6 protein-coding genes are annotated in these 13,214 nt (G+C 75.2%); 1 reads left to right on the top strand and 5 read right to left on the bottom strand.

What is annotated here, in order from left to right:
* From AAW13_RS04720 to eccCa, 5 genes are all read right to left on the bottom strand, one after another.
* Window positions 1–2,450 (bottom strand): right-handed parallel beta-helix repeat-containing protein (locus tag AAW13_RS04720; RefSeq protein ID WP_071659431.1); only part of this gene is annotated, 2,450 nt, incomplete at its 3' end.
* Window positions 2,447–5,113, bottom strand: coding sequence for a hypothetical protein (locus AAW13_RS45760; RefSeq protein WP_071659432.1), 2,667 nt, complete (start codon window positions 5,111–5,113; stop codon window positions 2,447–2,449). The genes AAW13_RS45760 and AAW13_RS04720, both read right to left, overlap by 4 nt.
* Before the next feature lie 35 nt (window positions 5,114–5,148).
* Window positions 5,149–6,672: a type VII secretion protein EccB gene (gene eccB / locus AAW13_RS04730; RefSeq protein WP_046734721.1), complete on the bottom strand. Its 1,524-nt coding sequence runs from the start codon at window positions 6,670–6,672 to the stop codon at window positions 5,149–5,151.
* Between the two features lie 14 nt (window positions 6,673–6,686).
* Complete coding sequence (gene eccD / locus AAW13_RS04735; RefSeq protein ID WP_079178709.1) at window positions 6,687–8,156, bottom strand: type VII secretion integral membrane protein EccD; 1,470 nt, start codon at window positions 8,154–8,156, stop codon at window positions 6,687–6,689.
* On the bottom strand, window positions 8,153–12,178 hold the full coding sequence (eccCa, locus tag AAW13_RS04740; RefSeq protein WP_071659433.1) for a type VII secretion protein EccCa: 4,026 nt from the start codon (window positions 12,176–12,178) through the stop codon (window positions 8,153–8,155). Before eccCa ends, eccD begins: the two co-directional genes overlap by 4 nt.
* Before the next feature lie 299 nt (window positions 12,179–12,477).
* On the opposite strand from eccCa, the gene AAW13_RS04745 reads away from it, so the two are divergent.
* On the top strand, window positions 12,478–13,104 hold the full coding sequence (locus tag AAW13_RS04745; protein WP_046733652.1) for a response regulator transcription factor: 627 nt from the start codon (window positions 12,478–12,480) through the stop codon (window positions 13,102–13,104).
* Window positions 13,105–13,214 lie beyond the last annotated feature (110 nt).

Here is a 13,214-nt window from a genome sequence, read left to right on the forward strand (position 1 = left end):
GGTGTGGGGGTGGGGGTGGGTGTTCGGGGGGTTGGGGGGACGTCTGCTGCGGTCAGGAGGCTCAGGTCGTTGTCGTGGGCCGGGGGGTGGGTGGCCAGGCGGGACGCCTGGGAGCCGATCATCGACTCGAAGATCTGGCGGGCCACCCGGCCGTTGCCGAAGGTCGGGCCCTTCGGGACGTCCTCGAAGTAGCGGGACAGCGCGTCCAGGGCGTCGTCGGAGAGTTCGTAGTAGTGCTTGGCGCACAGGCCGCGCACGATGGTGACCAACTCCTCCGGCGAGTAGTTGGGGAACTCGATCGTCCGGGCGAAGCGGGAGGCCATACCGGGGTTGGAGGCGAGGAACCGGTCCATGTGCTCCGAATAGCCGGCCGCGATGACGACGATCTCGTCGCGGTGGTCCTCCATCAGCTTCATCAACGTCTCGACGGCCTCCTGACCGAAGTCCGGCCCGGTGCCCCGCGACTGGTTGGTCAGCGTGTACGCCTCGTCGATGAAGAGCACCCCGCCCAGCGCCCGGTTGAAGACCTCCGTGGTCTTGATGGCGGTCCCGCCGATGATCTGGGCGACCAGGTCGGCACGGGCCACCTCGACGATGTGCCCCTGGCCGAGGATGCCGAGTTCGGCGAGGACCGCCCCGTAGAGCCGGGCCACGGTCGTCTTGCCGGTGCCGGGCGGTCCCGCGAAGACGAGGTGGCGGCTCATCGGCGGCATGGGCAGACCCATCTCGGTGCGCCGCTTGGTCATCTTGTTGAGGTTGATCAGCCCGGTGACCTCCAGCTTGACGCTCTCCAGGCCCACCAGCGCGTCCAGTTCGGCCAGCGGGCCGGTGGCGGCGCGCGAGACGTCAGGGTCCGCGGGCGGCGGGCCGGGGGTGCCGGAACCGTCCCGGTCGGCGTCACGGCCGAACTCACGGCCGGCGTCACGGCCGACGTCACGGTCGGCGTCACGGCCGGCGCCGTGGTCGGAGTCGCGGCCGGCGTCGGCGTACGTCCGGTCGGTGGGTCCGTCGGCGGCGTTGTCCTGGAGCACGCAGTTGCCGAGGTCGGTACGGGCGTCGGCGTGGGCGTTGACGCCCCGGCCCCGTGCGCCGGTCATCCGGCACCCGACGGCGGTGAACGAACCGGCCGCGAGCACCCGCACCGCGTCGCCCGGTGATCCGGTGAACTCGGTGTCGTGCGCGGTCAGTTCCGCGTCCTCCCCGACGACCGCGCCGCAGCCGCGCAGGACGGACCCGGCCACGAACACGCTCGCCGACCCTCCGAGGCCCAGTCCCGTCGGCCCCTCCGTCGCCTTCGCCGCCTTCGTGGCCCTCGTTCCCTTTGTCCCGGTGGGCCCGGTTGTCCCCTGACCTTCGCCGCTCATCGTGATCTCGGCGTCCCGCAGGGTCACCCGGGCACCGCCCTGCGCCCGGACCCCGGCGCCCCCGGTGCCGGTGACCGTGAGCCGTTCCAGTTCGGCCGTACCGGAGTCGGCGGCCTGCACGGCCGCGGTGGTGGCGTCCCGGACGACGAGTCCCGTCGCCCGGACGTCGGCCCCCGCACCGGCGACGTGGAGCCCGACCGGGGTGCCGGTGATCTCGCAGTCCTCCAGGCGGGGCCGCGCACCCCCGGTGACCTGGACCCCGCTGCGGGCCGCGCCGGTGACCGTGCAGCCACGCAGGTGCGGGGCCGCCCCGTCGGCGATGTGCACGGACTGCCCGCCCGAACCGGAGAACGCGCAGTCGGTGAGCGTGGTCTCGCCCCGCCCGGTGAGGTACGCGTCCAGCGCGGTGCTGCCGGTCACGGTGACCCGGCGCAGCGCGGCGCGGGCCTCCTGCTCGACGGCGAGCGCGGGCTTGCCGCTGCCGGTGACCAGGGAGTCCTCGACGGTCGCGGCGGCGTTGCCGTTGACGCAGACGCCGTTGCCCCGGGGACGGTCCAGCCGGCAGTCCCGGATGTCGAGGCGGCCGTGCTCGGCGACCACCACCGCCGAGGAACCGGCCTCGGTGATCTCGGTGCCGGACAGCACGCTGCCGCCGTGCGAGGTGACCACCACGCCCGCGCCGTGCGGGTTGGTCACCCGGCAGCCGCGGGCGGCCAGCGTGCCCTCGTCCCAGGCGAGCACGGCCGTCCACGCCGTGCCCTCGATCCGGCAGTCGTCCAGCGCCGACTGCCCGCGCCGCAGGTCGAGGACCGGGGCCTCCCGGTCCGCGCCCGACAGGACGAGCCCGGACAGCCGCACCGCCTCGGCCCGCACCACGACCGTGCTCCCGGCGGTCGCGTGCACCCGTACGGTCCCGGCACCGCCCTCCGCCGCCAGTGACACGGGCCGGACGATGTCCAGCGCCTCCTCGTAGTGGCCGGGGGCGATCGTGATCAGCGCCCCTTCCGCCGCCTCGGCCAGCGCGCCGGCGATCGTACGGTGGGCGCCCGGGCGCTCCGGGGAGACCAGCAGGACCTGTCTGCTCACGGCTGGGCTCCTTCTGTGCGCACCGCACGGGGGGTCACGATCAGTCCGGGGGGATCGGCGCTCTCGGCCGCGGCGTCGGTGCCGGCCCGCTCCAGCGCGTCCAGGATCTTCCCCAGGCCCTGCACGGCGATCTCGTCGAGCTTCGCCGTCACCTCGTCCGGGCCGCCGTCGCCGCTCCGGGCGGCTTCCGACGGGGAGAGCTCACGCATCAGCAGGGCGGGGCCCTCGGCGCGCAGCACCTTGAAGACGGTGCCGGGCAGGAACACCACCCGGTCGGGGACGGCCGGGTCCAGGGAACTGGTCCGCCGCGCGGTCATCGACCAGATCAGGAAGTCGGTGGCGCCGTTGCCGCGCGGGCCGGGGTGCAGCGACGTACGGGCATGGCAGAAGGCCCACTCGGTGACCGGTCCGCCCTCGCGGTACCAGGCGCGTTCCGCGTCGCTGAGCCGGGTGCGCAGCAGGGCCGGGCCCCGGTAGGAGGGCAGCCGCCGCAGCCCGGCCGTCACGCAGCGCGCCAGCGGCACGTGCGGTCCCGGTACGGCCTCGCGCACGGCGGCGTCGGCCCGGCGGGAGTCGCCGGACAGGTACAGGCGTACGGCGACCAGGTCGGTCAGCGCGTCCGCCGCCTCCGCCCTGGACCGGCCGCGCAGTCCGGGCGTCTCCGACATCACGCGTGAGACGGAGCCGGCCAGGGCGTTGTACTGCTCGCTGAAGGTACGGCGCAGCCAGTCCCGCTCCTGCGCGACACCGCGCTCCGGCGGCAGCGCCCGCGCCGCGGCCCGCGGCACGGGCTGCACCCGCACGGCCCCCGCTCCCGCGGCGGCCGCCGGGGCCCCGGCGCCCGTGACGCGCTCCGGACCGGCCGAAGGCACGGGAGCGGGAGCGGGAGCGTCGAGGCCGTGGTCGCCGGTGTCGTCGACATCGGCGACGGCTGACACGTCGGGGATGCCGCCGATCTCGGCATCGGGCGCGGCCGACTCCAACCGGAACCGCGGCGCTGCGGGCGGCACGGGCCGAGGGCCGGGGGCGGGGCCGAGGCCGAGGCCGGGAGAGGAAGAGGGGGAGGGGGAGGGGGAGGCGGTGGCGGCAGGGATGGTGCTGGGAGAGGCAGCGGGCACCGGGGCGGAGGTGGGTTCGGCCGTGGGCTCGGGTGCGCCTGCGGGGGCGGCCGGGAGCACCGGTCGGGGCGGCGGGCTGATCCCGGGTGCCGAGACCGGGGCGGAGGTGGGTTCGGCCGCTGGCTCGGGTGCGGCCGTGGGGGCGGCCGAAAGGACCGGTCGGGGCGGCGAGGCGATCCCGGGTGCTGGTGCTGGTGCTGGTGCTGGTGCTGGTGCTGGTGCTGGTGCCGGTGCCAAGGCCGGTGCCGACTCCGACGCCGGGACCAGGGTCTGCGGCGGTGCCGGTGCCGGTGCCTGCTGCGCGTCCGCATTCTGCGGGGTGGTCGGGGGGCTGGTGCGTGTCGCGCGGGATCTGCTGCGGACGGTGGGGGCATCGTCGAGGTCCGCCGCACCGGGTGCGGGCTCCGTGACTGGGTCCCCGCCCTTGGTGCTGGTGCTGGTGCTGGTGGCGGTGCCGATGCCGGTGGCGGTCCCTGTTGCGGTGCCGGTTTCGGTGTCCGTGTCGGTCGCGTTGCGGACTGTCGGGGCCTCCGAGAGGTCTGTCGCACCCCCTGTGCCGTGTCCGGCGGGCCGCTGCGGAGGACGTGCCACGGGTGCCGCCGACGTGTCGTCGCCGGACTCCGTGCGGACGGGCGGCAAGGACGGCACGGGCGGCCGGGGCGGGGCGGCGTGGTCGTCGGCGTCCGGTGCCGGTGCCTGCGTCACCCGGGCGGTGGGGAGGTAGGTCGTCCCGGCCGGGACGGTCCGGTCGCCGGGCTCGGTGCGTGGAAGCCCGTCGTACAGGACGGCGGGGTGGCCCAGGGCGTCGGCGAGCGCCTGCCCGGGGTCGGTGCGGTCGCCGGGGACGTCGAGAGTGCCGTACAGGACGAAGCGCACCGCGGGGCGGACGCCTGGGAGCACGGTGTCCCAGAAGCGGGCCACGTCGTCGAGGGGCAGCGGCGGGGTGCCGGGGCTGCCGAGGACGACCAGGTAGAGGTGCGGGTCGATGGGTACGGCCTCGACCGCGTACCGGTGCCGCGTCGCCCGGGCGCCGGCGTCGGCGCCGGTGTCCGGGCCGGCGTGATGCAGCCACACGCCCGCGGGCAGCGGCCGCGCCACGGTGCCGGAGCCGGCCGGCGTGGTGCGGACCGGCGCGGAGAACTCCCAGTGCGGTTTGGGAAAGCGCTGCGCCACCGGCTCGGGATCGTGGCCCGGCCGGAACCGCAGCCAGGCGGCGCCGTCGTCGCCGGGCACGAACAGGCCGCCGTCGACGGTCGGCACGAGGTCGCCGTCGGCGGCCAGCACCTCACGCCCGAGCCGGTCGGCGATGTGGCGGCACGCGGTACGGATGTCGTCGGGTGTGCCCCGGCCGAAGACCAGCCGGGGGCTGCCGTACCGGGCGGCCGACAGCAGCCGGGCCACCGCCTCCCATTCGGTGGCCGGCGAACCGCCGGGCAGGTCCACCACGGCGAGGGTGTGCAGCGGGTCCGGGGCTATCCCGCCGGCGAACGCGGCGGCCCGGTCGTCGAACCGGCCCTTGGGGTGGATGAGCAGGGTCTCGCCCACGAGTGTCGAGCGAAGGCGGAGCCGGGCCACCGGGCTCAGCCCTTCGCCGCGGCGGCGCGGCTGAGCGCCGGTCCGTCGGGGACCAGGGCGAGGACGCCCGCGGGCAGCGCGAGCCGGTGCTTGCCGTCGCCGAACCCGAGAGCCCGCGCGGCGTCGCTGTCGGCGATCCGGTACTTCAGGCCCTGCTCGGTGATCAGGTACTCGTTGCCGTTGCCGTTGCCGTTGCCGTTGCCGTTGCCGTTGCCGGCCGACGAGCCGGCGGGGACGGCCAGGACCCCGCCGCCGGCCGGCAGGACTATCCCCCCGGCGCCGGGCGTGCCCACGGTGATCCGGGTCCGGCCGTCCGCCGCCTGCGTCAGGCAGACGGTGCCGCCGGGCAGGGCGTGGACGCCGGTCAGGTCGGGTATCCGACCGGTCGTGGCGTCGTCCGCCGAGACCGGCGCGGCCGCGATGTCCGACTGCCCGACCTGTCGCGGTGCCGGAGCGCCGGGGCGGGCGGCGAGCAGCGCGTACTCGGTGGCGTTGACACGGGCGACGCCGTCGGAACGCATCACGTAGTAGTGCACCGTGCCGCTGGTGCCGTCGGCGCTGGTGCGGAACACCTGGCCGACCTTCACGGGCTGCCCGGCGACCTGCCCCGCCGTCTTCCCGGCACCGGCCGGCACGGGCGCGGCGAGCGCGGCGCCCGTGGGCACGGCGGCCAGCCAGTCGGCGGTGGCGGGGAGGGCCGTCTGGTCGTCCAGGCCGAGGGCGATCAGCGTCGAGTCGCCGGGTACGGGGTACTTGACGCCGCGCAGCAGCAGGTACCGGGTCTTCGAAGGCCCGCTGAGCAGCACCTGCCGGTCGGCGGGCAGGCCCGCGAGCGCGGCGGCGGACCCACCGAAGAGAAGCGCCTGCCCCTTGCCCGCCTGCCCCTTGCCCGCCGTCCCCGCGTCGCCCGTCCCCGCGTCGCCCGTCCCCGCGTCGCCCGTCCCCGCGTCGCCCGTCCCCGCGCCGCCCGTCCCCTTGCCGTCGCTCCCCTTGCCGTTCGCCCCCGCGCTCCCGGTGCCCGCGCTCCCCGTCCCCGTGCTCCCCGTCCCCGCGCTCCCCGTGCCCTGCGCCGCCAGGCACCGTGCCCACGCGCCGGTCGCCAGGGCGGTCGCGGCCGGGACGGTGTCCGGTGCGCCCTGGATGCCGACCGGGGTGCCGTGCGGGACCCCCGCCAGGGACTTCGCCGACACCGTCCGCGGGGCGGTCCGTCCGCCCGCGATGAGCAGCGCGGAGGCGTAGTTGCGCACGGGACGCAGCTCGCCGCGCGCGTACACGTACCGGTTCCCGGTGTCCTCCTCCAGGACGATCGCCCCGTCCTTGCGCCAGTCGTCCTTGGCGGCCGGCGAGATCAGCCCGTACACCCCGAACCCGGCGCACAGCAGTACCGCCACGCCCACCCCGAAGACGGAGCCGAGCGCGGACCGCCGGGTCGGGCTGTCACCCCGGCCGGGGTCGCCGCTGACCAGGGCGGAGGCGAGCCGGCCCATGGCGAACTGGTAGGCCTGTACGTGATCGCGTCGCGTCTGCATGGATCCCGCCGCCCCTAGCCCGCGAGGCCGCGGAAGTAGCCGTACGCGTGCAGCACCTGGAGCAGCAGCGGCAGCAGCGCGATCGCAGTGACCGTCTCCAGCAGGTCACCGAAGTGCCCCCACACCGGCAGCAGCCGGGCCCGCGGCAGCCGCCAGGCGCCGACGAGCAGCAGCAGCGCGGCGGCGAGGAGCACCGCAAGGACGGCGGCCCGGCCACCGGGGCCGGTCGGCGCGACCCGGACGATGAGGACGAGCCCGAGGCCGTAGGCGCCGGCCAGCACGGCGGGCACCCGCTGGAGGGTGCCGTTGGTGCCGCGGGCGCGGAGCAGGACGGCCAGGCTGAGCGAGACCGGGAGCAGCCAGCCGGCCCAGCCGTGTTCGCGGTCGGCGAGCAGCCACAGGGCGACCGCCCACACCAGCGCCGAGGAGATGCCGATCATGTCGAGGCAGGCGGTGGCCACGGTGACCCGGTTCGCCACCGTCCCGCCGGCCTCGGGCTCGATGTCGAGCTGGAGTTCCTCGGCGTCGTGGGGGAGCTGGGGCACCCGCAGCCGGGCCGTGCGCAGGGCGAGGCGGGGCGCCAGGTGTCCGAGGACGAACAGTCCGACCGCGACCACCGCGGCGGCCTGGACCCCGTGCAGCCCGGTGGCCCGGGCGAGTCCCGCGCCGATCGCGGCGGCGACCGCCGTGAGCAGCACGGTGCCGGGTACGACGAGGGGCAGCGCGCCCAGCGCCAGCAGCAGGCCGGCCAGCGCGACCACGAACCCGGCCGCCAGCAGCGTCCCCGTCGTGCCCGGGGCGAATCCGCCGGACGGGCCCTCCCGCAGGGCCGCGCCGGCCAGTGCGGCGAAGCCGAACGCGCCGACCCCGGTGACCAGGACCCCGCCGCGGTCGGCCCGCGCGCGGGCCGCCACCGCGCAGCCCGCGGCCAGCACCAGGGCGACCGCCCCGGCGGCCGCCGAGGTGAGCGGTCCCGGGCCCGCGCCGAGCAGGGTGGCGGCGATCGCGGCGAGCGCCAGGCAGGACAGGGCGAGACCGAGCTGCCGGGTGAGTCCGGGGTGCCAGCGGCCGGGTCCGGCGCCGACGGTGTGCGCGACACCGTCGGAGACGTCGTCGAAGTGCAGGGCGGGCAGCGCCGCGTCGGCCGGCCGCAGGTGCAGCACGTCACCGTCGCGCAGTCCGGCGCTCTCGGGGGTCGCCTCCGGGTCGAGGGGGTCCGCGCCGAGCCGTTGCAGGACCCAGGGCGTGCCCTGGAGGTCGGGGCCGACGGCCTGGCGCAGCAGCACCGGCAGCAGCGCGGAGACCGGGGTGGTGACCGGGACGGCGAGGTCGGCCCGGCCGGCCGGTGCCTCCACCGTGAGGCGGCACACCTCGGTGACCCGGACGGGCGGCACGGACGTGCCGCCAGGGCTGATGGGGGATCCGGTGGGGGATCCGGTCGGGGATCCGGCGGCGGACCCGGTGACGGGTGCGGCGGTGGTCATCGTGCTCCTGTGGGGACGGGCGCCGCCGACACCAGGCCGGTCTGGACGAGCTGGACGGTGCGCCGGGTGACGAGCTGGGCACGGCCGGCGGGCAGGGTGCGGGGCTTGGCCTCACCGATGAACTTGCCCTCCTCCTTGGGGTAGGAGAAGAGCAGCGCCGGGTTGCCGAGCTCCCACATCCGGCGGATCAGCGGGTCCATCACGGACCGCATGGCGCCGGAGGTGGAGCGGGCCACGACCAGGTGCAGCCCGATGTGGGCGCCCTGCGCCAGCAGCGGCACCAGCGGCATCATCGGGGAGGGCGTACCGGGCGCGCCGGCGAAGAGGTCGTAGTCGTCGACGAGGACGAACAGCAGCGGGCCGGTCCACCAGTCCCGCTTCTCCAGCTGCTCCGGGGTGACGTCGGCGCCGGGGGCCCGTTTGGCCACGGACACGGCGGCGCTGTCGGCGAGCTTGCCGAGGGCGTCGTTGTCGACGACGTACCCGACCCGGTACTCCTCGGGGACGTCCTTGAGGAGTCCGCGGCCGGGGTCGGCCAGCAGGATCCTGGCCTCCTCGGGGCGGTAGCGGGCGGTGATGGCGCGGATCGCGAGCCGCAGGGCGTTGGTCTTGCCGGTCTCGCCGTCGCCGTAGACCAGCAGGTGCGGGGTGGCGCCGAAGTCGTGCCAGACGGGGGCGAGCCGCTGCTCGTCCCAGCCCAGGCAGAACCGGAGGTCGCGGGTGTCGGCGGGGGCGGGCAGCCGGCGGGCGTCGAGACGGGTCGGCAGCAGCCGTACGCCGGGGGCCCGGGGGCCGGTCCAGAACGTGTCGATCTCGGCGACCGCGGCCTTGGTGGCGGCCGTCAGGTCGTCGGTGCGCGAGGAGCTGTCGAGCCGGGGCAGCGCGGACAGGAAGTGGTGGCCCGAACCGGTCAGACCGCGTCCCGGCCGGTGCGGGACGCCTGCCGCGGCCCGGGAGCCGACCTCGGACTCCATGGAGTCACCGAGGCGGAGTTCGAGCTTGGTGCCCAGCATGTCCCGCAGCCGGGGCCGCACTTCGGACCAGCGCACCGCGGAGGCGACCACGTGCAGACCGAACGACAGGCCGCGCGCGGCGAGTTCCATGATCCGCTGCTCCAGGTCGTCGAAGTCCTGGCGGAGCGTGGCCCAGCCGTCGACCACCAGGAAGACGTCACCGAACGGGTCGTCGACCGAGCCGTCCGCGCGCAGCGCCCGGTAGGCGGCCATCGACTCCAGGCCCCGTGACGTGAACAACTGCTCGCGTTGTTCCAGGAGTTGGGTCAGTTCCTCCACCGTGCGCAGCACCCGGTCGCGCTCCAGGCGGGTGGCGACGGAACCCACGTGCGGCAGCCCGGCCGTCGAGACCAGACCGCCGCCGCCGAAGTCCAGACAGTAGAACTGGACCTCGCGGGGCGTGTGGGTCAGGGCGAGGGACAGCATCAGGGTGCGCAGCAGGGTCGACTTGCCGGTCTGTGGCGCGCCCACCAGGCCGATGTGGCCGTCGGCGCCGGACAGGTCGGCGGTCAGCAGTTCGCGCAGCTGCTCGAAGGGACGGTCCACCATGCCCAGCGGGACGCGCAGCGCGCCCTGCACGTGCGGATCGGCGGCGCCCATGCCCCGGTCGGGGTCGGGCACGATGCCGGGCAGCAGCTGGTCCAGGCCGGGCGACTCGGACAGCGGGGAGAGCCAGACCTGCCGGGCGGGCGGGCCGCTGTCCTCCAGCCGTCCGACGAACACCTCCAGCAGGCTGTCCTCGCCGCCGTCGGTCTCCTCCTCCGACGTCCCGGTCTCCTGGTCGCGCAGGTTCTCCTCGGCGAGCGAGACCAGCCGGGCGGCCTCCTCCGCCTCCCGGTCCGCGGCCGGCGGCCCGTGCCGCTCCAGCCCGAACGCGGTGACCTCCCGTACGACGCCCTGCCGTCCGGCGGTCTCCTCGGGGCCCGGCGCCGCGGGCGCGGGCCCGGAGACGTAAGCGGCCTTGAAGCGGACCAGGTTGGTGGTGTCGACCTTGAGGTAGCCGTTGCCGGGCGCGGACGGCAGCTCGTAGGCGCTGGAGGTGCCGATCACGCTGCGCGACTCCATGGAGGAGAAGGTGCGCAGCGCGAGCCGGTACGACAGGTGGCCCTCGACCCGGTGGATCCGGGACTCGTCCAGCCGCTGCGAGGCCAGCAGCAGATGGACGCCGAGGCTGCGTCCGAGCCGTCCGATGGAGACGAACAGCTCCACGAACTCGGGCTTGCTGGCCAGCAGTTCGGAGAACTCGTCCACGATGACCAGCAGCGAGGGCAGCGGCGCCAGGGTGCCCGCCCCGGCCGCGCGGGCCTTCTCGTACTCGTGGAGCGAGGCGTACCCGGCCTCCCGCAACAGCTCCTGCCGGCGGATCATCTCGCCGTTGATCGAGTCCCGCATGCGGTCGACGAGGTGGAGTTCGTCGGCGAGGTTGGTGATGACGGCCGAGGTGTGCGGCAGCCGGTCCATGTTGAGGAAGGTGGCACCGCCCTTGAAGTCCACCAGGACCAGGTTCAGGATCTCGGACGAGTGGGTGGCGGCCAGACCGGTCACCAGGGTGCGCAGCAGTTCGCTCTTGCCGGAGCCGGTGGCGCCGATCAGCAGTCCGTGCGGGCCCATGCCGCCCTGCGCGGACTCCTTCAGGTCCAGTTCGACGATCTCACCGTCCTCGGTGACCCCGATCGGCACCTTGAGCCGGGCCTCCTGGGCCAGCCGTGGCCGCCACTTGGCCGCCACGTCGAAGTTCCGCACGTCGCGGATGCCGAGCATGGTGGCCAGGTCGAAGTCGGACTCCAGCGGCCGGTCCACCAGGTCGACGACGCCGCCGGTGCGCATCGGGGCGAGCGCCCGCGCCAGGTGCTCGGCCTCGACGGGCCCGAGCCGGTCGGCCCGGCCGCCGACGTTCTCGGCGCCGCTCGGGAACTCGACCCGGCCGCCGCGCACGGTCAGCCGCAGCACCTTGGGGCCGCCGGGCACCGCGCCGGTGAGGTCCAGCAGCACCACCCCGCGGATACCGCCCGCCGACAGCCTCGACGCGGAAGGGACGCGCACGCCCTGGGCGACGATCACCGTGAACGGCTCGGCCACGCTGGGCGAGGAGGCCGGGTCGTGGTCGGGGCGGTCGCGGAGGTCCGGCCCGAACAGGTCCATCAGCTCGTCGTGGTCCCCGGCGGCCAGCCGTACCGGCCCCGCCGCGTCCTCCGCCGTCGGATGGGCGTTGTGCGGAAGCCACTTGAGCCAGTCCCACTCCTGGCGGCCGGCCTCGTCGCCGAGCACCGCGATCCGCAGCTCGTCGGGGGAGTGGAGGACCGCCAGCTGCCCGAGCATCGCCCGGGCGAGGGCCACCGCCTCCGCCGTCCCGCCGGTGAACTCGACGCTGGTGAAACGCCGGAGCGAGACCGGCACGGGCAGCAGCGGCACGGTCTGGTGGGCCTTGGTGAACCGGCGCAGCGAGATCGCGCACAACGGCTCCAGGTCCTCCACCGGCCGGGTCTGCGGAGGCAGGAACTCCAGGGCGGCGCGGCGGGTCGCGAGACCGATGCGGACCCGGCCGAAGTCCTCGTGCCCGGGCCGCCGTTCCCACAGCCGGGGACCGCCGGCGAGGGCCCACAGCTCGGACGCCTCGGGGTTGTCCCACAGCAGCGCGGCCCGCTGTGCGTCGGCCGCCTGCCGGGCCTGGACGCGTTTCTGACCGAGGTAGCGCAGATAGTCCCGGCGCTCGGCGCGCATCCGGCGGCGCCGCTCCGCGCCGGGCCGGCCGATCTGGGTCAACGTCATGCTGACCATGGCGATGCCCATCATCCCGGTCATCATGTACATGGACGTTCCGCCGCTGCCGACCGAGTACATCAGCACCATGGCCCCGGCGCCCAGGCCCATCGGCAGGTACGTCATCACCGAGCCGAAGTCGGCGGTGGCCGGTTCGCCGAGGACCGGGGGCTCGGCCAGTTCGACCTGGCCCTCCGGCATCGGAGGGCCTTCGGCACGCGGCGAGCGCTTGGCGACGACGGTGCTCAACGTGCTCTCTTCTCTTCTGCGTTCCGGCTTTTCGTGGCGTGCCGCAGTGCCGCAGTGCCGTTTTCCGCGGCGTTGTCCGTGGCGTGCGCGCGGGGGGTCCGCGCGTGGAGATTAGGCAGGAGGCCGCCGGCGTCCGCGCCGCACGAGCCGATGTCCGCCCCCGCGGACAGCGAAGCCTGGCCGGAGGGGCAGCTTCGCCAAGTACACGCCAAGTCGGCGTTAAGGCGGTCCGGTGACGATCCTCGCGCGCCGCTCGTGAGCGACGGTCCACTCCCGGAAGGAAAGCAAGAACGTTGGGGATGATCTCGATAGCGGTCCTCGCGGGTGACCCGTTGACCGGTGAGGGAGCGGTCTCGTGCCTGCGCAGGTACCCGGGCCTGAGGGTGGTGCCCCAGGAGGAGCACCGGCACGCCGACGTGGTCCTCGTGATCACGCCGGAGGTGACCGAGGAGACGGTACTGCTGATGGAGTCGGTGGCCGCCAGGTCGGCCAACCCCGGCATGGGGGTCGTGCTGGTCACGGGACACATCGGGGACGCCCACCTGCTCCGGGCGCTGCACCACGGCCTGCGCGGGGTGATGTGGCGTCAGGACACCACCTACGACAAGGTCGTGGAGGCGGTACGGGCGGTGGCCGACGGCGGGGCCGCGCTGCCGCTCGCGGTCCAGGGCCGGCTCGTCGACCACGTACGGGCGGTCCAGCGCGAGGTGCTCGGGCCGCACGGGCTGACCGCGTCCGGTCTGGAGGCACGCGAGGTCGACGTGCTGCGGCTGCTCGCCGAGGGTCTGGAGACGACGGAGATCGCCCAGAAGCTGAACTACTCCGAGCGCACCATCAAAAGCATCGTCAGCGTCATGATGAACCGCCTAGGCCTACGCAACCGCACCCACGCAGTAGCCTTCGCCCTCCGCTCGGGAACGCTGTAGTGGGCGTGGGCGTGGGCGTGGGCGTGGGCGTGGGCGTGGCGTGGCGTGGGCGGGGGCGTGGGGCGAGGGCGAGGGCGAGGGGCGAGGGCGACCGCACGGGCGTGGGTGAG

The sequence above is a fragment of the Streptomyces humi genome, assembly GCF_001005085.2.
GTDB lineage: Bacteria > Actinomycetota > Actinomycetes > Streptomycetales > Streptomycetaceae > Streptomyces > Streptomyces humi.